Source organism: Actinoplanes italicus, assembly GCF_003001815.1.
GTDB classification, from domain to species: Bacteria; Actinomycetota; Actinomycetes; order Mycobacteriales; family Micromonosporaceae; genus Actinoplanes; species Actinoplanes italicus.
In genome coordinates this window covers 179,441-201,897 of the sequence record NZ_PVMZ01000019.1, presented here as the reverse complement: position 1 = coordinate 201,897, position 22,457 = coordinate 179,441, and the positions used below count along the sequence as shown (strand labels likewise).

At 70.2% G+C, this 22,457-nt stretch carries 15 protein-coding genes; 3 read left to right on the top strand and 12 right to left on the bottom strand.

Annotated features, from left to right (window positions below; translation table 11 throughout):
- Window positions 1-5: 5 nt before the first annotated feature.
- Both CLV67_RS36945 and CLV67_RS52240 read right to left on the bottom strand, forming a co-directional pair.
- Window positions 6-4,310 carry a type VII secretion EssC family protein gene (locus tag CLV67_RS36945; protein WP_106327010.1) on the bottom strand — a complete coding sequence of 1,435 codons (4,305 nt, stop codon included), beginning with the start codon at window positions 4,308-4,310 and terminating at the stop codon, window positions 6-8.
- A 109-nt stretch (window positions 4,311-4,419) separates the two neighbouring features.
- The gene (locus tag CLV67_RS52240) at window positions 4,420-5,100 is read right to left on the bottom strand and encodes a hypothetical protein (RefSeq protein WP_170154147.1); all 681 of its coding nucleotides are present in this window, start codon (window positions 5,098-5,100) and stop codon (window positions 4,420-4,422) included.
- 31 nt (window positions 5,101-5,131) lie between these two features.
- Here CLV67_RS52240 and CLV67_RS36935 point away from each other — a divergent pair, with 31 nt between their 5' ends.
- Window positions 5,132-6,778, top strand: coding sequence for a serine/threonine-protein kinase (locus tag CLV67_RS36935; RefSeq protein ID WP_170154146.1), 1,647 nt, complete (start codon window positions 5,132-5,134; stop codon window positions 6,776-6,778).
- Here CLV67_RS36935 and CLV67_RS36930 read toward each other — a convergent pair.
- The 5 genes from CLV67_RS36930 to CLV67_RS36910 all read right to left on the bottom strand — a co-directional run bounded on the left by CLV67_RS36930 (window position 6,751) and on the right by CLV67_RS36910 (window position 12,342).
- A complete protein-coding gene (locus tag CLV67_RS36930; protein ID WP_106327004.1) occupies window positions 6,751-7,761 on the bottom strand; it encodes a MerR family transcriptional regulator in 1,011 nt (336 codons plus the stop codon). The genes CLV67_RS36935 and CLV67_RS36930 overlap by 28 nt on opposite strands.
- A 59-nt stretch (window positions 7,762-7,820) precedes the next feature.
- Window positions 7,821-9,281 (bottom strand): glycoside hydrolase family 43 protein, encoded by a 1,461-nt coding sequence (locus CLV67_RS36925; RefSeq protein ID WP_239166673.1) that lies wholly within the window; start codon window positions 9,279-9,281, stop codon window positions 7,821-7,823.
- A 160-nt stretch (window positions 9,282-9,441) separates the two neighbouring features.
- Window positions 9,442-10,809, bottom strand: coding sequence for a cellulase family glycosylhydrolase (locus CLV67_RS36920; RefSeq protein ID WP_106327110.1), 1,368 nt, complete (start codon window positions 10,807-10,809; stop codon window positions 9,442-9,444).
- A gap of 67 nt (window positions 10,810-10,876) precedes the next feature.
- Entirely contained in the window at window positions 10,877-11,572 is a 696-nt protein-coding gene (locus CLV67_RS36915) for a hypothetical protein (protein WP_106327002.1), read from the bottom strand.
- A 53-nt stretch (window positions 11,573-11,625) separates the two neighbouring features.
- A complete protein-coding gene (locus CLV67_RS36910) occupies window positions 11,626-12,342 on the bottom strand; it encodes an ankyrin repeat domain-containing protein (protein ID WP_106327000.1) in 717 nt (238 codons plus the stop codon).
- A 120-nt stretch (window positions 12,343-12,462) separates the two neighbouring features.
- Between CLV67_RS36910 and CLV67_RS36905 the strand changes: the two genes are divergently transcribed.
- Window positions 12,463-14,805, top strand: a complete 2,343-nt coding sequence (locus CLV67_RS36905) for a glycoside hydrolase family 9 protein (RefSeq protein WP_239166672.1) — start codon at window positions 12,463-12,465, stop codon at window positions 14,803-14,805.
- A 48-nt stretch (window positions 14,806-14,853) separates the two neighbouring features.
- Here the strand turns inward: CLV67_RS36905 and CLV67_RS36900 are convergent, their stop codons facing one another.
- Window positions 14,854-15,492, bottom strand: coding sequence for an isochorismatase family protein (locus CLV67_RS36900; RefSeq protein WP_106326996.1), 639 nt, complete (start codon window positions 15,490-15,492; stop codon window positions 14,854-14,856).
- Between the two features lie 99 nt (window positions 15,493-15,591).
- Here CLV67_RS36900 and CLV67_RS36895 point away from each other — a divergent pair, with 99 nt between their 5' ends.
- Window positions 15,592-16,560 (top strand): GlxA family transcriptional regulator, encoded by a 969-nt coding sequence (locus CLV67_RS36895; protein WP_239166671.1) that lies wholly within the window; start codon window positions 15,592-15,594, stop codon window positions 16,558-16,560.
- Window positions 16,561-16,605: 45 nt separating this feature from the next.
- On the opposite strand, the gene CLV67_RS36890 is transcribed toward CLV67_RS36895, so the two are convergent.
- The 4 genes from CLV67_RS36890 to CLV67_RS36875 form a co-directional block, all read right to left on the bottom strand.
- Window positions 16,606-17,124 carry an AAA family ATPase gene (locus CLV67_RS36890; RefSeq protein WP_106326992.1) on the bottom strand — a complete coding sequence of 173 codons (519 nt, stop codon included), beginning with the start codon at window positions 17,122-17,124 and terminating at the stop codon, window positions 16,606-16,608.
- 621 nt (window positions 17,125-17,745) lie between these two features.
- Complete coding sequence (locus CLV67_RS36885) at window positions 17,746-19,977, bottom strand: beta-L-arabinofuranosidase domain-containing protein (protein WP_106326989.1); 2,232 nt, start codon at window positions 19,975-19,977, stop codon at window positions 17,746-17,748.
- 194 nt (window positions 19,978-20,171) lie between these two features.
- Window positions 20,172-21,527: a BNR repeat-containing protein gene (locus CLV67_RS36880; RefSeq protein WP_106326987.1), complete on the bottom strand. Its 1,356-nt coding sequence runs from the start codon at window positions 21,525-21,527 to the stop codon at window positions 20,172-20,174.
- A 362-nt stretch (window positions 21,528-21,889) separates the two neighbouring features.
- A complete protein-coding gene (locus CLV67_RS36875; RefSeq protein ID WP_106326985.1) occupies window positions 21,890-22,357 on the bottom strand; it encodes an NUDIX hydrolase in 468 nt (155 codons plus the stop codon).
- Window positions 22,358-22,457: the final 100 nt, after the last annotated feature.

Here is a 22,457-nt window from a genome sequence, read left to right as displayed (position 1 = left end):
CCTTCTCAGGGCAGGGCGACCTGCACGCGTACGGCCCGGCCGGACCGCACGTAGAGACCGCGCCCGGGCGGGAACTCGCCACGGCTGACCCGCGGCAGGTCGGTGCGCAGCACGGCGTCACCGTCGCTCTGGTCGGGCTGCAGGATGATGCCGTGCCGGGCCGTCTTGACGGCCTGCAGCAGCGGCCAGGAGCTGCCCAGCTGCGACGTGTCGCCCTCGGCGATCACACAGCCGCCGGACCGGGCGCACGCGGTCACCAGGTCCTGCAGATAGCTCTCGGCGCTCGTGGACAGGTAGTCGGGGATGCCCTCGACGATCACCGCGAACTCCTCCCCCGCCTCGGCCCGCTCGCACCAGGCACGGGCCAGCTCGATCACGTCGTCGTCGCCGGACGCGGCCGCCGTCCAGTCGGCGATCGACAGCGCGAGCGACCGGCGGCGACCGATGTGGATCATCGGCAGGCCGGGCCGGGCCCGGCGCAGCGAACGGACCAGGGCGGCCAGCACCGAGGATCGTCCGCTCTGCGGCGGGCCGGCCAGCACGAGCGGCTCGCCCGGGCTGAACCCGATCGGCGCCAGGGTGTCGTCGCGCAGGCCGAGGACCGGCAGGCCGTCGCAGAGCACCGGCAGCTCGTCGAGGGTGACGCGCAGCGGCAGCGTGCCGATCGGAGGGGCCGCCGCGACCCCCGAGACCCGCCACTCGCCGGCGAGCCGCTGCAGCGCGTACGACTGCTCGGCGAGGCTGGGACTGCGCCCCGGCACCGCGACCTGCGCCTCGTGCCCGCCGAGGAACCCGCGCCCGGGTATCGGATCCCGGCCGAACGAGTCCGGCCGCAGACCCGCCATGGCCAGGTCGTGTTCCTGCGCCAGCCGCAGCACGAGCTGCCGCTGCGAGGTGGACGTCAGCGCGGGCGGGGCCACACCGGGGCGGTCGGCCGTGGCCACCACGTGCACGCCGACCTGACGGCCGTCCTGCGCGATCGAGTGCAGCACGTCGAGCAGCCGGTCGTTCTCGTACGTGGCGCGGAACGTGCCCAGGTTGTCGAGCAGCAGCAGGATGCGGGGTTCGCCGGGGCGGCCGGCCCGGTCGCGGTACTCGGCGATCGTCCCGGCCTGGCAGGCCGCCCACCGCCGGGACCGCTCGTCGACGGTGTCCCGGAGGTGGCCGAGCAGGCGCACGGTGCGCTCGTGGTCGCCGGCCGCGATCACGGCGCCGACGTGCGGCAGCACGGCCAGTGGGGCGAGGCCGCCTCCGCCCAGGTCGAGGGCGTACACCTGCCAGTGGTCCTGGCCGGCGGCCTCCGCCCGCCCGGCCGCCACCGCGAGCGACCGCAGGGTGGTCGACTTGCCGCTGCCGCCGGTGCCGACGACGAGCATGGTGCCGTCCCGGTCCGGTGCGTACGCCGCGACCTCCCGGGTCTGCTGTTCCGGCAGGTCGAGCACACCGAACGGCAGGCGTCCCGCTTCCGGATCCGGATCGGCGAGGTCGAGGAGCGGGGTCAGCGGCGGCAGCCACGGGCGGCGGGGCTCCGGCAGGCCGAGCTTCTCCGCCGTGGCGCGGACGGCGTCGACCAGGCGCGTGATGTCGGTGTCGCCGTCGCGTACCGGCGCCTCGGTGTCCTCCGGCGGCTGCCACGGCACGATGGCGCCGAACCCGAGCGGCGCGATCGTCACCGTCGGCGCGGGTGGCGTGTCGGAGGTACGGCCGGCGACGTAGAGGGCCTGGAAGGCGGTGGTCCGGCCGGCCCCGGCCTTCGCCACCGCGCGCCCCGGCAGCCCGAGCGGGAACCGGGACGCCTGCGTCGACCCGATCACGTCGAGGCTGTCCTCGTCGTCCGCCATCCGCAACGCGACCCGCAGGTTCGTGTTCGCCCGCAGGTTGTCCTTGATGACGCCGGCGGGACGCTGGGTGGCCAGGATCAGGTGCAGTCCCAGCGATCGGCCGCGCTGGGCCACATCGATGACGCCGTCGATGAACTCGGGCACCTCCTGGACCAGGGTGGCGAACTCGTCGACGACGATGACCAGACTCGGCGGCGTACGGGGGTGGCCGGCCCGCTCCATCTCGGCCAGATCCGGGAACCCGGTCTCGTTCAGCAGCGACTCCCGCAGCCGCAGCTCCGCCTTCAGCGAGGTGAGAGCGCGGTTGACCAGGTGACCGTCGAGGTCGGTGACGAGCCCGACGGTGTGCGGCAGCCGCTCGCAGCCCTTGAACGCGGTGCCGCCCTTGTAGTCGACGAGCAGGAACGTGACCCGCTGCGGGCTGTAGCCGAGCGCCAGGCCGATGATCCAGGACTGCAGGAAGGCGCTCTTGCCGCTGCCGGTGGTGCCGCCGACCAGCGCGTGCGGACCGTGTTCGCGCAGGTCGAGGCTGAACGACGAGCCGGGCAGCACCCCCACGAGGGCGCGCAGGCCACCGGCGCGGCGGCGCGGGCCCTGACCGGCCAGCGAACCGCTCTCGGCCCAGCGCTCGGCCAGCGCCTCGCCGTCGAGCAGGTCGCGGATGCCGGGCTGGTCGAGGTACGGCGCGCTGCGCGGCAGCTCCTCCTGGCCGTCGTCGTACTCGTCGGCCTCGACGAGCGGGGCCAGCCGCCGGGCGAACGACTCGGCGGCGTCGGCGGTGACCCCCTCGACGACGACCCCGGCCATCTGCTCGCCGGTCCGGGTGTCACCGAACACCGCGCTGCCGGCGGCCAGCTCCAGGAATTGGCGGCAGGCGGCCGGCAGCCGGGTACGCAGCCCCGCCGTCCAGATCAGGTGCACGCCGACCGGGCCGCCTCGGGCGACAACGGCGAGCAGCCGGCCCCGGTCGACGGGTGCGCCGTCGTCGACGACGACCACGACCGCGGGCAGGTGCCCGGTCCGCTCCTCGCCGCGCCGGTCCTCGATCAGCTGCTCCAGATGGGCGACGACCATCTCGCACGAGGACGAATCGGCACCCAGCACGGTCGGTGCCGGCGTCCGGCCGACGGTGTGCGGGACCCAGCGCAGCCAGTTCCACTCGGCGGCGGCCGAGGCCGGTGCCAGGGCGGCGACCCGCACCTCACCGGGTGCGTGCAGGGCCAGGACCTGCACGAGCAGGCCGCGGACCACGTCGTGCCGCCCGTCGCCGCAGACGCCGAGTCCCGAGGTGTCCGGCAGCGCGGCGGCCAGCGGGACCTCGCTGATCATGGTCAGCCCGGCGAGCGTGGCGGCGGTCTCGGCGGTCAGGGCCGCGTCGCCGGAGCCGCCCGGAGCGATCGTCCAACGGCTGCGGCTGGGCCGCGTGGCGAGCCCGAGCCGTACGTGGAGGAACCGCGGATGTCCCGGCCGGCGGCTCCACAGCAACGGGCTGCGGTCGAGTGCGGCATGCGACGCGTCCCCTGCCGACGGGTGCTCACCCCGGCGCGCGGCCTGCTCGGTCCGCTGGGCCTGGGCGGCACGGTCGCACAGCGAGCGGACCCGGGCGCGGTAGGCCTCGGCCGCCTTGCGGAACGAGCGCCGCGCCGACATCCACGACTCCAGCACCCCGGCGATCAGAAACAACGGGCTCAGGGCGAGGAAGAGTACGGCCAGCAGCTGCCGGCTGAAGAACCAGAGCACGCCACCGAGCAGGATGGGCACGAGGATGCTGAGCCACGGGACCGCGAGCCGGTTCTCCCGGCCCGGCGGCGTGGGAAGCTCCTCGCTCAGACCGGCGAAGGCCGGTTCCAGCACCGGTGAGCGGATGACCGTGACGACCGGCGACGACACCTCCGCCGGCCGCGCGCCGGACCGGCTCACCCGGAACTCGGTGTCGCCCAGCATCACCACGGTGAACTCGTTGATCACCGCTCGGGTGACGACCACGCCGTCGACCTCGACGCCGTTCGACGAGTTGAGGTCACGGATCTCGATCTCGTCGCCGACGACCACGACGGCGTGCCGCTTGGAGACGAGAGGATCACGCAGCCGTACGTCGCAGCGGGTCGCCCGGCCGACGACGGTCTCGCCCGCGGGCAGCAGATGCTCCTGGCCGGCGTCCGGTCCGCGCAGCACGGTCAGCCGTGCCGAGGCAGCCGGTCCCGTGTTGCCGGGAGCGTGCTGGCCGTATCGCTGAAGGGTCACCGACGTGCCGGAGACGATGCCCGCACCGGCCATCGGCGCGCCCGCCGGCACGGGCCGCCACCGGCCGCCGACCTGGACCGCGAGGGTGACCGGCCCGGCCGGTGCCTCGGACGGCCGCATCGCCCGCAGAGTGCCCGCCACGTCGGCGACGGTCGCGCCGCTCTCGTACGAGATCAGGACGTCCTCCGGCCGGGCACGACCGTGTACCGACAGCTTCAGATCCACCTGTCGATCGAACACGGCGGCCCGCGCGCGCGGAATGGGGAGAACTCCCCATCGGCCCTCGGGCGATCAGGCCAGGATGCGCGGACGCGCGAGGCGCTCGGCGATCAGGTCAGCGGTCGAGGAGGGCGAGGTGTTCGGCGGTCACCCAGCGGGCGGCCAGGGCGTACTCCACGAGCCGGGCCCGGCGGCCACCGGCGAGTTTGTCCGGGCCGCCGTGCAACCCTTTGACGCCCAGCTTGGCGAGCTTGTCGCACACGTTGTCGATCTTGCGGTTGAAGCGGGTGAGCGGCCACCCGAGCCGTTTGGCCGCCTCCTCCGAGGTGGGCAGCACGATCTGCCCCCACCCCTCGCGGCGCAACGACGGCTCCGCCAACGCGATGATCATGAGCAGCTGGTCCGGGGTGAACTCGACGTTGCCGATCGTCATCGTGCCCTCGGCGGTCGGGATCGGTGACACCGCGGGGGTGAATTGCGGGTCGCCGAGGACGACCTCGAACTCGTACGTGGTCGGCCCGGCCGTGAACCGCACCAGCGTCCGCTCCACCACCAGCGGAATCGCGGCTCCCGGCGCGACCCAGGCCTGCAACCGTCCGTCCGGGTCGCTGACGGTGGCCGAAATGCGGCTACCGATGTTGGTGAGCCACCAGAGACCATGGCGCCGATCTAGCGTGAGGAAGTTGCGGTGCAGGTACGGATTGTCGTCCAGGGCGAGGTCGCCCTCCCGGCCGACACGGAACGGGGTGGTTTCGGACAGGGGAAGCGTCTCCCCGCAGAACTCGACACTGTCCATGTCACCGGCTTTCCCGTCGGGGAGGCTCGAGATGGCTGCTGAACGACCGCTGGGTTCACGATATGTGCTCGGCGCGCTGCTCGGTCGCGGCTCGACCGGCCGTGTCTACCGGGGCCGGCGCCTCGCCGACGACCAGGACTTCGCCGTCAAGGTCCTGCGTGACGACTGGTCGGACGACGACGAGATCCTGCAGCGCCTGTTCCAGGAGAAGCGCCTGCTCGAGGCGCTCAGTCACCCGAACGTGGTGACGGTCGCGGACCTGGTGATCGACGACGGCCAGGCCGGCATCGTGATGGAACTCATCGACGGCGGCAGCCTCAGGGCGCTGATGAAGGCAGGCCCGCTGACCACCGCGCAGGTCGCGGCCCTCGGACACCAGATCGCCGAGGCCCTCGAAGCCGCGCACGACGCCGCGATCGTCCACGGCGACGTCAAGCCGGAGAACGTGCTGGTCGCCACCACCGAGCCGGACCTCACGGTCAAGCTGACCGACTTCGGCGTGGCACGGCTCGTCGACGCCACCGCGTCCAAGAGCGTCGCCCGCGTCGGAACGCCCAGCTACATGGCGCCCGAACTGATCACCGGTGAGCCGGTGGGCCGGGCCAGCGACGTCTACTCGCTGGGCGTGCTGCTGTACGAGGCTCTGGCCGGACGGCCGCCGTTCGCGGCCGACAATGTGCAGGCGCTGTGGCACGCGCACACCGCGACCGCGCCCGAGCGCCCGGACGGTGTCAGCGACGCCTGGTGGACGCTGCTGGAGCCGATGCTGGCCAAGAACGCCGCCGACCGGCCGGACGCCGCCACGGTCGCCGCCGCCCTCGAAGGACGCACCGAGCCCGACGTCGCCGGCCTCGCCGTGATCGCCTCCGCCGTCTCCTCCGCGGGCGAGGAGACTCTGCTGCCGGAGGACTCGTTCACCGGCCACGACACGCTGCTCAAGGACCGGCCGGCACCGGTCGAGACACCGGCCGCGCCCGCGCCCCGGCGACGGATCAACCGGTTCGCCGCCAGCGGTGCCGCCGCCGCGATCCTGCTGGCCGCGGTCGGCTCGCTGGCCTGGACGAACGGGTGGGCGTCCGCCGGCACGGCCGCCGACGACAAGACCGTCGCCGCGCCCGCCTCGGTGCCCGCGAGCAGCGCCACGACCTCGGCCGCGCCGTCACCGTCCCCGGCGGTCTCCCCCACTCCGGTCCCGTCGTCCGCCGCGGCTCACCCGTCGCTGCCTCCGGCGGCGCCCGGTCAGACCACGGTGGTCGTGGTTCCCGGCGGCGCCCCGGCCACGACCCGGGAGGCTGCCGGGGCGACCACCGCACCGAAACCGGCCAGCACCACGAAGAAGGCGGCGGCACCGGCCGACACGACACCGCAGTGCAAGGCCGCGTCGAACTCGGGCGGGCTCGACATCGGCGAGGAACTCAACAACTCGGGCGGCCCGAACTTCGTACCCAAACCCTGCACTTCGATCTGGATGACGCTCACCGAGGTGCACTACATCACCTACGCGAAGGCGTGCCTGGAGAACAGCGGCGGAACCGACATCCGCTGCGGCGGCTGGGTGTACCTCAACGACAACGGGGCCTGGAACCGGCTGCTCACCGGCGTGGAACCCGGCGACCGGTGGCAGCTCTACCTGAAGGCACAGGGTCCCGGCTACGTCGGATTCAACTTCAGCGGATGATCCGGTACGGACGCGCGTAGCGCCGCCGCCAGCCACTCGAACGGGTACTGCTCCGGCGGGGTGCCGTTCACCGCGGTGACCAGCGCCATGTAGCGGTCGTACGGCGACTCCGGGTCAGGCGGTGTGCGGTCCCACTCCGCGCCGGCCAGCATGTGGTCGGCGGCCTGGATCCGGAACTCCGGGGTGTCCGGCATGCCGGGGCTGTCCGGCGTGGCGAAGATGCCAGTCAGCCAGCCGATCCACCGGTCGGCGATGTCGCGTGCCCGCGCCGAGTCCGGCGCGACGCCTTCCCGTGCCGCGTCCATCACCGCCTGGCCGATCGGTTGGGCCGCTTCCAGGGCGTCGAGCATCGGCGAGGCGGTCATCAGCGGTCCGGCTCCGGTGGTGCAGATCTCGTGCAATTCATGGCGTACGGCCGAACGTGTCCCGGCGTCGCTGACCAGCTCGGCGAGCTCGATCCACGCCTCCAGCTGGGCGGCTGTGGGGTGGTCGGGCAGTTCCGGCCGGGCCGCCCGCCACCACTCGAGCATCCGCTCCGGCGGCTCCCAGCCGGTGGAGACCTCGGTCCAGAACTCGTCGATCAGCCGGTCGCGTTCCTCGTCGGACATGCCGACCAGCCGGTGCATCAGCGTCACCTGCTCGGCGGTCGAGTCCTGGCGCACGATGGCCGACAGCACCGCGCGACGGCTGCGCAGGCGTGCCTCCTGCTGTTCGAGCAGGGCCAGGTGGGTGGCGGCCAGCTCGGACAGCGTCGCCTCGCCGCCGAGCACCCGTCTCACATCCTCCAGACCCGCGTCGAGTTCCCGCAGCGTGCGAACCAGTTCGAGGCGGGCGATGGCCGACACGTCGTACAGGCGGTGCCCGGCCGGGGTGCTGACAGTGGGCGCGACGACACCGGCATCGGCGTAGTACCGGACGGCACTGACGCTCAGACCCGTCCGCCGGGCGACGTCCCCGATGGCGTAGAGCTCGTTCATTTCCACGACGCCACTATGCGATCTCAAGCCGCTTGAGATGCAACCACCCGGACGCTGCGGATCCCTCAGGAGGACGTGACCGAGACGTTGTCGAAGGCGGCCGCGGCGTTGTAGACACGCACTCCGGACGAGCCCGCGGCGTACGTACCGTCGGTGATGTTGATTTTGGGGTTGGTCATGTCGTTGACGTAGACCTTCAGCGTCGAGCCGGTCGCTTCGACGCGCAGGCGATAGCGCGTGCCCGGGGTGATGGTCATCGGCGCGGCGCCCAGCCGGGTCCAGTTGTTGTTCGCCTTGCCGAGGATGACCTGGCCGGCCGGGGTGATGCCGGCGTAGTAGCCGCGATAGGTGTCGGTGCCGGCGCCCGCGGCGGTGGCCCGGAACACCAGGCCGGCGTCTCCCGCGCCGGAGGTGACGGTGACGTCCGCGTCGAGGACCGCGTTCGTGTGGTTGTCGGCCAGCAGGGACTTGCCGCCGTAGGAGTGCCCGGCCCGGTACTGCCCGCCGGAGGCCGTCCAGGAGCCGCCCCAGGTCTTCCAGGCGATCGCGTTGTTGTCGTCGAAGTTGTCCCGGACCAGCATCTTGACCCGCTCGATGGTGCCGTCGGCGGCGAAGTTCATCCGGTCGTACGCGAGGTATCGGGCGTTGCCGTCGGTCTCGTTCAGCGGCCGGCGGTGGTAGAAGGTGTACCAGGTGTCGGTGCCCGGAATGTTGAGGGCCGAGTTGTGGCCCGCGCCCCGGGCGACGGTGGCGTCCTGCGCGAGGATCTTGTCGAGGCGGCGGAACGGGCCGAGGGGCGAATCGGCCATGGCGTACGCGACGGAGTAGTCGGGGCCGGTCCAGCCGCCCTCCGACCACATCAGGTAGTACTTGCCGTTGCGTTTGAGCATCTGCGGGCCCTCGACGTACCCGGCCGGGGTGATCTCCTTGAAGACGCTGCCGTCGGGGAACGTGCCCAGGCTGGTCATGTCGCTGTTCAGCTTCGCGACGTTGGCGTGACCGTGCCCGCCGTAGTAGATGTAGGCCTGACCGTCGTCGTCGATGAAGACGTCCTGGTCGATCGGCTGCGCGCCGTTGACGAACCGGTCGATCAGCGGCCGGCCGATGGCGTCGGTGTACGGCCCCTCGGGCCGGTCCGCGACGGCCACGCCGATACCGCCGAGCTGGGTGTCGTTCTGGATGTCGTTCGCCGCGAAGTACAGGTAGTAGCGGCCGTTGCGCTGGATCGGGGCGGGCGCCCACACCGCGTATCTCGCCCAGGCGACGTTCGCGGTGGTCAGCACGTTCGGGTGTTTCGTCCAGGTGACCAGGTCGGCGGAGGAGAAGGCGTCCAGGTACGTCTGCTCGGCGTAGCTACGCGAGGAGGTGGGGAACACCCAGTACCGGTCGTTGTAGACGGCCACGTCGGGGTCGGCGTACCGGCCGTCGACGAAGGGGTTGCCCGCGACCGCGGTCGGATAGGCGGGCGGTGCGGCGAGTCCCGGCCCGCTCAGCATGGCGACCAGGACCACGGCGATTGACTTCACGATCTCCCCCATCGACATCCACTGATGACATTGAGGGTTGTCTACTGGCGAATCTCAACAACGTCAAGAAGTTCGCTCTACTCAGGTCGAACTTTAGCTCTAACAGGCAAAAGTCGAGGAGTGGTGGCGCGCACCCCAGAAGGGTGCGCGCCACCGTCCGTCAGAAGTCGTCCGGGGTACGGATGCGGTCGCGGATCCAGGCACCGGCCGGCTTGAGGCGGGCCGTGCCCGAGTACGCCCCGGCCGCGCAGGTGCCCTCGGTGAAGACCGCGCCGGAGCGCATGTCGTCGGAGTAGTTCCAGTTGACCCAGCTGACCTTGTTCTGGGCCATCAGGTCGAGGTACTGCTGGGCGCGGGCGAAGTTGTTGCCACCGTCGCCGGTGGCCTCCTGGGTGCCGAACTCGGTCACGAACATCGGCAGCTTGCTGATCGCGTCACGGAACGTGTTGAGGTAGTAGTCGTCGTGCGAGGCGGCGTAGAAGTGGAACGTGTACATGATGTTCGTGGCGTTCACCGGGTTCGCCAGGATGCGCGACACGCCCTGACCGTCACCGGAGGCGCCCAGCGACGACCAGTCCTCGGTGCCGACCAGCACGACGCCGTCGGAGTCCTGGGCGCGAATCACCGGGATGATCTGATCGGCGTACGACTTGATGGCCGACCAGTGCACGTCGCTCGGCTCGTTCGCGATCTCGTACAGAATGTTGGTCTTGTCCTTGTTCTTCGCGGCGATCTGCTGGAAGAACGTCTTGGCGCGAGCCAGGTTGAAGTTGGGGTCGCCGGGGCTGAGCATGTGCCAGTCGACGATCGCGTACATGCCGCGGTCGTAGGCCTTCTGGATGTAGTCGTTGACCTTGGCGGTGAACCCGGCCGGATCGGTCTCGTAGCCACCCTCCTGGATGTACATCGAGATCCGCAGGACGTCGGCGCCCCACTCCCGGGCCAGCACGTTCAGGGAGTTGTCGTTGACGCAGTTCGCGTACCACTGCAGGCCGTGGGTGCTCATGCCACGCAGCTGGATCGGCTTGCCGATGGAGTTGCAGAGCTGCCGGCCGCAGACCCGGAGCTGACCGTTGCGGGCCAGCGGGGTGGCGCCGGGGATCGGGGTGGTGACCGACGTCGACGGGGTCGGCGACGACGGGGACGGGGACGGGCCGGTGGTGCCGGTGCAGGACACGCCGTTCAGCTTGCACCCGGTGGGCGCGCCTGACCCCGTACCGAGGAATCCGAATTTGACCGAGGCTCCGGGTGCGATGGTGCCGTTCCAGGACCGGTTGGTGAACGTGTGGTGCTGGCCGGAGCTGGTGAGCAGAGCGTCCCAGTAGGAGCCGACGCCGGTGCCGGACGGCAGGTCGAACTCGACCTTCCACGAGGTGATGGCGGACGAGCCGCCGTTGGTGATCGTGTACTCGCCCTGCCAGCCCGAACCCCAGTCGGATGTCTTGGCGAAGGTGGCGGTGGTGGCGGCCGCGGAGGCCGGATTGACGGCGAACAGAGCGAGGCCGGCGGCCACTATGACCGCGGCCATGGACAGGAGAAGGGAACGGTTGCGGCGCAAGGGGGAACCTCCGCATAGATCGACGGAGGGCTAATTATTAAGTAGCTTTACAGTCTTGTCCAGCGCCGCGCCAACGCTGACTCGCCCGGTAGGCCACCGCCCGGACGCCGTGCAGCAGACCGGTCGGATACAGGTCCGGCGACGAGTTGCGGATCGGGTCGAAGGCCAGCGCCGCGTCGGTGTCCCGGGCCAGCAGGTCACCGAGGCGCACCCGGCCGAAAGTCTGCACTCGGTCGGCCCGGACGGCGTACAGCAGCAGGTCGGCGGGCCTCTGCCCGAGCCGCTCGACGTCGTCGCCCACCGGCGTGCCGTCCGGGTCGGGCCCGGCGGCCAGATAGAGCCGGCCCATGCCGGCCCGGTAGGCGGCGATCGAGCCGTACATCGCGTCGAACGTGCGGCGAGGCATCGGCACCCGGCGCCCCCAGCGGCCCGGACCGACCGTGGAGAGCAGCAGGTCGAAGGGCCCTTCCGGCCGGGGGATGCGGATGGCGATCCCCCGCACGTCGGCCCGGCCCCGGCGGGTTCCAAGACCCTTCGACAGTCGTACGACCACCGCGTACCGCCCCGGCCGGTCGATGAACTCGGCCCCGATCGCTTCCGGACAGCCCCAGATTTCCAGCTCACCGGTCATCGAGCGGCCGAGTGGATGGAGGGCGCGCTGCCGCCGGGCCCGGGCCAGGCGTACGCCGAGAGCGGCAGCGACAGCGATCCCGACCAGTGGTGTCCAAGTCATGCCCGCCTTCTTCCCCGCACCCGCCGGTTGATGCGCGGGCTCAGGGACGGGCGTCAGAAGGTGGCCCACCGTACGGCCGCAACGGATCCGGTTTGCTCGATGACGTACCCGTTGGCGGCCGCCCACCGCCGGGCCGCCTCCGCCAGCAGCGGGGTGCCCGCGTTGAGATAGTCCGTCGCGATCTCCTTCGTCCCGTGGGCGTCGAGCAGCGACGCGAGCCTTTCCTCCGAGCCTGGCGCCCCCACCTTCACCGCTAGGCAGACCAGGCTGCGGTGCTTCGCGACACGAAGGGCGACCCGGACGAGCGCCGGGTTGTACAGGCGCGCCGGCGTCCGCTGCAGGGAGTCGTAGAACGGTCGCGCCTTCTCACGGTCGCGCCAGCGGCAGCCGATCAGGTGCGGCAATGTCTGCTCCAGGAGGCGCTCCACAGCGACGAGGTCGACCATCTCGGCGGGCGTGAGACCGTCGTTGTTGCGCAGGTTCTCATCGGCACCCAGCGCCACCAGGCGGGCCACCGCATCCTCGCGACCGGCATGCCAGGCCAGATGCAGCGCCGAATCGCCGTCCGGATTCTGCAGACCGACCTCCTCGGGCGCCACCGCCCCGTCCACCATGGCGGCCACCCGTGCACGGAGTTCCTCGTCCCGGCGGCGACGTTCGGCGGTCGCGCGTTCGGCCGCCGCCAACCGGTGAAACCCCATGATCGTCACCACGACCGCCGCCATCACGACCGATCCCATCACCACCACGAGGACGATCTCCAGCCACATCGGTTCATTGAATCAGGCGAATGACTTCACAACGCACGTAACACGGTGGACACACCATTGAACTGGGAGCGCTCCCATGTAACGATGACGGTCACTTTCCGTGCGAGGTGGGAACCGCCAATGTTGAAGAAGATCACCGGTGTCCTGACGGCCGCCGCGCTCACCGCCGGCCTGCTCTGGGTCGCCATCCCCTCCGACGCCGCGGCGGCCCCGCCGTACCGCTACGGCGAGGCGCTGCAGAAGTCGCTGCTGTTCTACGAAGCCCAGGTGGCCGGCAAGAAGCCTGCCTGGAACCGGGTCTCCTGGCGCGCCGACTCGGCGATGGCCGACGGCGCCGACGCCGGGCTCGACCTGACCGGTGGCTGGTACGACGCCGGCGACCACGTCAAGTTCGGCCTGCCGATGGCGTTCACCACGACCATGCTGGCCTGGGGCGCCGTGGAGAACCGCGACGCGTACGCCTCCTCCGGGCAGTTGACCCACCTGCTGAACAACCTGCGCGTGCCCAACGACTACTTCATCAAGGCGCACCCGTCGGCCGACGTGCTCTACGGGCAGGTCGGCAAGGGCGACGACGACCACAAGTGGTGGGGTCCGGCCGAGGTCATGCCGATGGCGCGTCCCGCGTACAAGATCGATGCGACCTGTGGCGGCAGCGAGCTGGCGGCCGAGACGGCGGCCGCGATGGCGGCCAGCTCGATGGTCTTCCGGCCCACCGACGCGGCGTACGCCGACACCCTGCTCACGCACGCCAAGCAGCTGTACTCGTTCGCCGACCGGGTGCGCAAGATGTACCACGAGTGCATCACCGACGCGACGGCGTTCTACAAGTCGTGGAGCGGCTACGCCGACGAGCTGGTGTGGGGCGCGATCTGGCTGCACCGGGCCACCGGCGACGCGTCCTACCTGGCCAAGGCCGAGGCGGGGTACGACGCACAGGGCAACGAGAACCAGACCAGCACCAAGATGTACAAGTGGACGATCTCCTGGGACAACAAGCAGTACGGCAACTACGTGCTGCTGTCACAGCTGACCGGCAAGCAGAAATACCTCGACGACGCGAACCGCTGGCTTGACTGGTTCACCGTCGGCGTCAACGGTGAGAAGGTGCGCACGTCACCGGGCGGCATGGTCGTCGTCGACTCGTGGGGCGCGCTGCGCTACGCGTCCAACACCGCGTTCGTGGCGCTCGTGCACAGCGACCACCTCACCGACGCCACCCGCAAGCAGCGCTACCACGACTTCGCGGTGCGGCAGATCAACTACGCCCTCGGCGACAACCCGCGCAGCTCCAGCTATGTGATCGGGTACGGCGACAACTCACCCAAGAACCCGCATCACCGTACGGCCCACGGCTCCTGGTGGGACAGCCAGCAGGTTCCCGCCGAGACCCGGCACGTGCTGTACGGCGCGCTGGTCGGCGGCCCCTCGTCGCCGGACGACAAGTACACCGACAGCCGTGGCGACTACGTGATGAACGAGGTCGCGACCGACTACAACGCCGGGTTCACCTCGGCCGTGGCCCGGCTGTACGGCGAGTTCGGCGGGGCGCCGCTCACCGGGTTCCCGGTCGCGGAGAAGCCCGACATCCCGGAGCTGTCGGCCGAGACGACGATCATGCAGAACGAGACCCGGTCGACCGGCGTGAAGGTGGTCGTCTACAACAAGTCGGCGTTCCCGGCCCGCGCCCTGACCGCCGGCAAGTTCCGCTACTACTTCACCCGCGACGACAACTCGGCGTTGCAGGTCAGCTCCCCGTACACCCAGGGTTGTCCGGGTCCGACCGCGGCCAAGCAGCACTCCGGTGACATCTGGTACGTCGAGGTGGACTGCACCGGCTACACCATCGCGCCTGCCGGGCAGTCGGCGCATCGGATGGAGGTGCAGCTCAAGATCGGTGTGGCCGAAGGCGGCACGTGGAACCCGGCGAACGACCCGTCCTACCAGGCGGCGGCCGGACCGAACGCCGGTGTGCCGCTCTACGACGCGGGCAAGCTCGTCTGGGGCGCGGAGCCGGGCGGCACTCCCCCGTCACCGTCGCCGTCGACCTCCGTGTCGCCGTCGGTGTCGGTCTCGCCGTCGGTGTCGGTCTCGCCGTCGGTTTCGGTGTCGCCGTCGGTGTCGGTCTCGCCCTCGACGTCACCGGCCGCCGGTTGCAAGGTCGCGTACAGCGCGAACAGCTGGAGCGCCGGCTTCACCGCCACCGTGACGATCACCAACGGCCCGGCCGCCCTGACCAACTGGAGCCTGGCCTTCGCCTACCCGGCCGGCCAGAAGGTGACGCAGGGCTGGTCGGCGGTCGTCACCCAGTCCGGCACGCAGGTGACCGCCACCAACGCCGCGTGGAACGGCGGCCTGCCGGCCGGCGGCACGGCGAGCTTCGGGTTCAACGGCACCCACACCGGCTCGAACCCGTCGCCCACCTCGTTCACCCTCAACGGCTCGGCCTGCACCACGGCCTGATCCCCGGCTGCCGGCCGTCACCCACCGCCTCGTGGGTGGCGGCCGGTATCACCCCTGCCCGGCGTGCTTCGCGCCGGCGGCGGCGGAGGCGCCGAGACTGGGCGCGGGCAGCGGCTCCCCCGCCGTGACGGCCGCCGACCAGGTGGCGGTGTCGGCCACGGCCGCGAGGTTCGAGTTGAACAGCGCCATCAGCGACGTGTGGACGGTCTTGGCGTCGGTGAAACCGGCCTCGTTGGCGATGTGGATGGCGCCGGTGGCGTCGGAGAGCACCTCGGCCGCGAAGCCGTGGCTCTCCGCCTCGACGGCCGACGCGAGGATGCAGTTGTTCGTCATGTACCCGGCCAGAGTGACCGTGTCGACGCCCTGATCGCGCAGCCACGCCGCCACATCGGTACCCGCGAAAACGCTGCTGAACTGTTTGACCACCGACTTCCATTCATCGGTACGCCGAGACGCGACCTCCGGATGCAGCAGATAGCCGGGCCGTGTCGGGTTGAACACGGGCGCCTGGTCGCCGGCCGAATGCTGCACCACGACCACGGGCACACCCGCGGCGATGGCGGCGTCGATCGCCGCGGTGATGCGGGGCAGCGAGTCGGCGTGCGGCGGGTACTGGATCTCCAGCAGACCGCCGAAGTACTCCTGCTGCACGTCGACGAGGATGAGTGCGCGCTTCGGGGTGCTCATGGTGCTCGTTCTCCTTCGGTCTCGAACAGGCGACACCTAGAGTCTGCTGACGGCGGACCGCCCCGACCACTGGCACAAGTGCAGCGTTACGATGGAATCGTGCCAGTGTCCATCGCCGTGTACGCGTTCGACGGCATCACGATGTTCCACCTCTCCGTGCCGCAGCTGGTCTTCGACGAGGTCACCCGGCTCGGCCTCGCCGACTGGAACACCGTGCTGTTCGCCGACCGTGCCGGATCGGTGCGCACCGCGGAGGGCTATCCGATAGGTGAGGTACGCGGACCGGCCGTGGCCGAGAGCGCCGACATCGTGGTGGTCCCGTCCTGGTTCGAGGACGGCCGGGCCACCGGTGAAGCACTCCGGCACCTCCTGACCAGGGCACACGACCGCGGCGCCACGGTGGCCGGACTGTGTCTCGGCACGGTCGCGGTCGCCGACGCGGGCCTGCTGTCCCGGCGCACCGCGGCCACGCACTGGCACGCCGTCGGCATGCTCGCGGCCCGGCACCCGGACGTCGAGGTCGACCCGTCGGTGCTCTACATCGACCACGGCGACGTGCTGACCTCGGCCGGCACGGCGTCGGCGCTCGACGCCTGCCTGCACCTGGTCCGCCAGCGGCTCGGCGCCGCGGCCGCCAACCGGGTGGCCCGCAGTCTCGTGGTGGCGCCGCACCGGGAGGGCGGGCAGGCCCAGTACATCGAGCGGCCGTTGCCACAGCACGGCTCCGGCGATCCGATCGCCGCGACGATCGAGTGGGCACTGCGCCACCTCGGCGACGACCTGTCCGTCGAACGGCTCGCCGACGTGGCGCACCTGAGCCGGCGTACCTTCATCCGCGCGTTCCAGGCCTCCACCGGTGAGACACCGGCGGCCTGGGTCCGGCGCCGACGCCTCGACGAGGTCCGCCGCCTGCTGGAGTCGACCGATCTGCTGATCGACCAGATCGCCGCGGCCTGCGGTTTCGGCAGCGCGGTCACCCTGCGGCAGAGCTTCGCGGCTGCGTTCGACACCTCGCCGTCGGAGTACCGCCGGAGATTCGACGCCCGCGCCTCCGACACGGCTCGGTGAGATCGCGCCATGTCCACCGATGCCGGCAGCATCGCATGCCGGTACTCAGCTCCTGACGGCGTCGGCGATCCGGCGGGCGGCCTGGTCCGGAGTCAGATGTGTGGTGTCGACGACCTCGGCCTCCGCATGAAGCCACGTGCGCGCCGCTTCGGCGTACGGCTGCAGGTATTTGAGCCTGAAGGGTGACGGCACGACGTGCTCGCGCTCGATGCGGCCGCGCAGGGTGTCCTGGTCGGCGTGCAGGACGAAGTGCCGGACCGGGATGCGGTGCCCCGCGAGGCCGGCGCTGATCTCCCGCCAGTACGGCTCGACCAGGACCGTCATCGGCATCACCAGGGTGCCGCCGGTGTAGTCGAGCACCCGGCGGGCGGTGTCGACGACTAGTTGCCGCCACGGTGGCCAGTGCTGGAAGTTGTCGGTCTCGGGCAGTCCGGGCGCGATGTCCATTAGGGTCTCGCCCACCTTCTCGGCGTCGAGCACCCGGGAGTCCGGCACCAGTGCCCGCACGAGAGCGGCGGTGGTCGTCTTGCCCGCACCATGGGTTCCGTTGATCCAGATGATCACCCGCCGGATGCTAGCTCCCCACCGCACCACACCTCCCCACCTGCCCACCTCCCCGCCGCACCACCACCTGCCCACCTCCCCGCCGCACCACCGCACGAGCAGCGCCCCACCGCACCACCGCACGAGCAGCGCCCCACCGCACCACCGCACGAGCAGCGCCCCACCGTAGATCTTGTGAACTTGCGCCGCCGGAGCAGCCCAAACGCCACAAGATCTGCGGCGAAGGGGATGGGCAGCAGCGGAGCAACCGCCGCACCACCGGCACCACCGGCACTCCACCGCAGATCTTGTGAACTTGCGCCGCCGGAGCAACCCAAACGCCACAAGATCTGCGGCGAAGGGAATGGGCACCACCGCCGCACCACCGCCGCACCACCGCCGCACCACCGCCGCACCACCGCCGCACCACCGCCGCACCACCGCACGAGCGGCACCCCACCGCAGATCTTGTGAACTTGCGCCGCCGGAGCAACCCAAACGCCACAAGATCTGCGGCGAAGTGACGCGCGGCGGGGGGCGGCGGGGTGGGCGGCGGACCAACGCGGCAGGTTGGGCGGCGGACGAACGCGACGGGGTGGGCGGCGGACCAACGGGACGGAGGGCGGCGACGGAGGACAGAGGTCAGACGGCTACCAGGCGCCAGAGGTTGTCGGCGGAGCCGTTGTCGGGCTCCTGGACGACCTGGGCGCCCCACGCGGTGCCTCCGTTGAGGACGGCCAGGAGCTTGCCGCTGTTCACATTGCGGATCTTGTAGACGCCGTTGCCCTGGTCGACGAGCGTCCAGCGGTGGTCGGCGGTGCCGTTGTCGTCCCACTGCATGACCACGGCGTTGTCAGCGGTCGACATGTTCTGCACGCCGAGGACCCTGCCGCTGTTGACGTTGCGGAAGCGGACCGCGGAGCCGTCGGCGATACGTGTCCACCGGTGGTCGAGGGTGCCGGTGTCGCCCCAGGTGACCGCGAGGCCGCCGTTTGCCACCGACATGTCCTTGATGCCGAGGACCAGGCCGGTCGCGTTGTTGACCAGTTTGTACGTGGGTGTGGTCAGCCAGTAGACGTTGTAGTTGATGCCGTGCGCGTCGTAGAAGGGCACCAGGTTGACGGCCGCGCCGTTGGCGGTGGCGCTGGTGCGGGTGACCGAGGAGACGGTCAGTGACGGCGGCGAGGTGAGTGCCGTGTCGCCGTAGTTGCCGGCCAGCACGGTCGGCCCGTACGTGATCGCCTGCAGTCCGGGGTTGTCGTTGGCCGAGCGCAGCACGATCCGCATGGGCAGCCGCACGACGATCGTGTCGTTCGCCGCCCAGGTACGGGTGATCGTCGTGTAGGTGCCCGGTGCGCTGGCGGTGACGGCGGTGCCGTTGACCGTGATGGTGGCGCCGCTGGTCCACGACGGGATGCGGACCCGGATGCTCCACGAGCCGCTCATCGTGCCGGTCAGGCGAAGCGTCGTGGTGTCGCTCTCCGGGAACGTGGTGGTCTGGGTGACCGTGATGCCGCGCTGGGACCAGTTGAGCACCGACGGGGCGAACAGGTTCACGGTCAGCGTGGTGCCGTTGTAGAAGTAGATCGACTCGGCGAGCCGGGTGTTGACCTCGATCCCCGTGCCCTGGCAGCACCAGAAGGTGCCGTAGTCGGTGCTCCACGTGCCCCCGCCCCACGCGGGGCCGACACCGCGGCGGCCACCGGGGCGCAGCGGCGTGAAGTAGGTGACGTGGCCGCGGCTGTCGTTGCGGTTCTGGGCGCCGAGGATGTGGTTGAGCAGCGCCTGCTCGTAGTAGTCGAAGTACGCGGCCCGGTCCGGCTCGGTCACCCACAGCTCGTTGGTCAGCCGCAGCATGTTGACCGTGTTGCAGTGCTCGCAGGTGTCGTTGGTGAGGTACCCGGCGATGGCGTTGGGCGGGCGGAAGTGCTCGGCCTGGCTGTTGCCGCCGATGGCGTACGTGTGCGCCCCGGTCGTGAAGTTCCAGGCGTTGCGGGCGATGTCGCGGTAGCGGGTGGTGCCGGTGGCCTTGTACTCGCGGGCCGCGCCGATCCACTTCGGCACCTGCGTGTTGGCGTGCAGCCCGTTGAGGCTGTCGGTGTTGTTCGCGAGCGGGTCGAAGACGGCGGCGTGGTCGAACCGGCGGGCCACGGTCAGCCAGCGTGAGTCGTTGGTCTGCTGGTAGAGGTCGGTGAGGACGGCGTTCATGCCACCGAACTCGGTCTGCAGCATGGCCTGCATCTGGGACGAGGACAACGCGGCGGTACGGGTGTCGACCCATGCCGCGAGCCGGAGCACCACGTCGCGGGCCTGGGTGTTGCCGAGGTAGCGCCAGACGTCCAGCAGGCCGGCCAGTGTCTTGTGGATGCAGTAGTACGGGACGTTGCCGTTGGTCAGCGTGCGGTTGTGCACAGCCGTGATGTCGGCCTCCGGGAAACCGGACAGGTACCCGTTCGACGCCTGGCACTTCGCCAGCTCGGCGACCATGTAGTTGGCCTTGTCCCGGCAGACGGTGTCGCCGAGCACGAGCCAGGCCTGCGCCCAGGCGGTCAGGAAGTGGCCCTGCACGTGGGAGCGGAACGGGAAGGTCGGCGCGTCCCAGCCACCGTTGGCGGCGGCGCCGCCGGTGGATTGGCCGTGGTTGGCGCGGAACACGTAGAGCAGCCGGTCGACGTCGACGAAGCGCAGGTAGGACAGCGTGCGGGTCTGGTTGTCCATGAGCCGGCCGGCGGTCAGCCTCACCTGGCTGAGCGGGAACTGGTATGCCGACACGCCGGTCTCGGCGGCGGCCGCCGGGGTGCCGGTGTGCACGACGGAGAGCACGGCACCACCGGCGGCGGCGCCAAGGATGCTGCGACGGGATACAGGGAGCACGGGGGTCTCCTCGGTTCGGGGTGGGGGAACGGGGAGTTACGCCTGTGTTACGCGCAGAATGTTATCGATAACAAAGCGCGTGTCAAGGTTTTCCCGAGCGACTGACCGAGGAGCCTCTGCGTAACGTTTTACCACCGCATATAGACGGGGCAGGCAATCGGCAATCGATTGCCTGCCCCGTGACGATCGCTCTATCAGCCGCCCACCGTCCAGTCCTGGACGTCGATCTGGCTGCCGCCATAGCGGGGCGCGAAGAAGCTGAGGGTGTTCAGGGACTTGAGCCGCTGGTGGTCGATCAGCGGGTCGCTGTAGTAGATCGCCGACGAGGTGTAGCGGATCACCCAGTCGGTCCAGCCCGAGGCCTTCGACGCGGTCTGGATGTGCAGCTTGCGGGTGCTCGAGTCGCCGCTGACCACGTACAGGTTGTCGCGCGAGTCGACGGCGATGTCACCGCGGGCCGACCGCTCCAGGAACGGTGTGTACGTCTGGTGCCAGACCTTGTCGGCCTTGCCCCGCCAGTAGTGCACCAGCACGGCCTTCTCCCGGGCCGCCGTGAAGTCGGCGGTGCTGGCCGCCGATGCCGGCAGGTGCGAGGCGAGCACGTGCACGACCCCGGCCGCGTCGACGACCTGCGACTCCTGGTTGATCAGGCCCCGGTTCTGGCCGATGGCCCAGACCCGCAGGTTCGCGGCGTCGGACCGCAGCGGGCTGGAACCGGTGGTCGCGATGACCGTGCCCGCGTTGTTGCGCCAGGTCCGGCCCTTGTCCTTGCTGTAGGCGTAGAAGATGTCGTGGTTGGTGCTCGCGTTCGAGGTCTCCCGCACCGTCCACGTGACGTGCAGCAGCGGGGCCGCCGGATCGAAGTTGTCGTACTCGATGCCGAACAGGTAGGCGTTGTTGCCGGCGGTGGTGCCGTCGATGAATTCACCGATGTACGTCCACGCGCCCGACCGGTACTCGTAGAGCACCTCGTCGCCGGTCCCGCTGTAGCCGGTGCGGATCGCCAGTTGCAGCGTGCCGTCCGGGTGGGCGAAGAACTGCGGATAGGTGACGACGTCCATGCTCGTGCTGGTCAGCCGTGTCTGGACGGTCCCGAAACTGCCCGTCGACCAGGACACCCCGCCCGGCGAGGTGGCCAGTCCCGCGACCGACTTGCGGTAGCGGAACTGCGAGGAGTGCGTGTCGAAGGCCAGGTGGATGGTGCCGTCCGACGGGGCGATCCCGATGCTGATCGTGTTGTGCGAGTCGGTCGACGCGGTGGCGTAGTCGGTGAGCCGCAGGTTCGACCAGGCGCCGGACGGCAGCTGACGGCGCGACAGGTTCACGTATCCGCTCTGATCCCAGAAGGCGGAGTACTGCCAGCCGTTGAACGTGACGATGCCGTCCTGCTGGAACGACTCGCCGTTCATGTAGCCGGTGTAGGTCAGGGCGGTCCGGCCGTTGGTGGTCAGGACCGTGGTGGACGTGTGGGCGACGGTCGGTGCGGCCGCCGCGGCGGGGACCGCGACGAGGAGACAGGCCACCACGACCAGGGGGATGAATCGTTTCATGGGTCCTCACAGCGAGAACGAGAAGGGGACGGAGCGGTGACCGAGACGTTAAGTCCCGGTTCCAAGCCCGTCAATGTCTCTGAGGGCGGGACGCGTGGACAGCCAAGCGGATCTCGGTCGCCGGTGTCGCGTCCGCGCGAACACTGCGAAAGTCCGGAACTCATTGCGAGTGATCTTGCGAGCTGTCGGCCTGCCTTGCGAGTGATCTTTCCGGCTGTCCGTTCTCGCTGAAGTTGGCGGATTCAGACTCCGCACAGTTGTCGCAGCGGGTTCTCGTGGCACATAGTCCGGTTTGGTGGCTTATAGACCGTCTGGGCAGATTGTGTCTCTGCCGTCTTGGCGAGTCTCAATGGATCAGCGACTCAGTGCTGAACCAGGCCATCGACCGCGACCGGAGCGACGTGACCGGTTGCCGGAAGCGTCCGCGCCAGGGCAAGACCGACGTCGACGAGCGACGAGCGGCACAGACCGGCGACATCCGGTATCGACGTCCAGACCGACTCCATCGTCACGCCATTCGGTTCGGGCCGCAGAACACCATCAGTGATCCGGACCTGGTAAAAGACACCGACGTTCTGGTGCTCAATCCCTAACCGCGCCTCCTCGGCGGGAATCACCCGCGAGTCCACGCCCAGCAAGCGTTCGACCACCGAATCGCAGCCCGTCTCCTCGGCGACCTCCCGCACCACCGCATCGAACGGATCCTCCGACTGCTCAACCCTGCCGCCCGGAAGGGTCCAGCTCGTGCCCCCGTTCGGCGAAGCACAATGGACGAGCAGCACCCGCCCGTCCTCGATGCACACGGCATACGCCGCCAGCCGGAAACTCATCCGCGCACCTCCGGACCGACCCTACCGACCCGGCAACCGCGATCCCGCGACCCGCCTCACGCGAAACACCGCCTCGGCAGCCACCACGGAAAGTGCAACC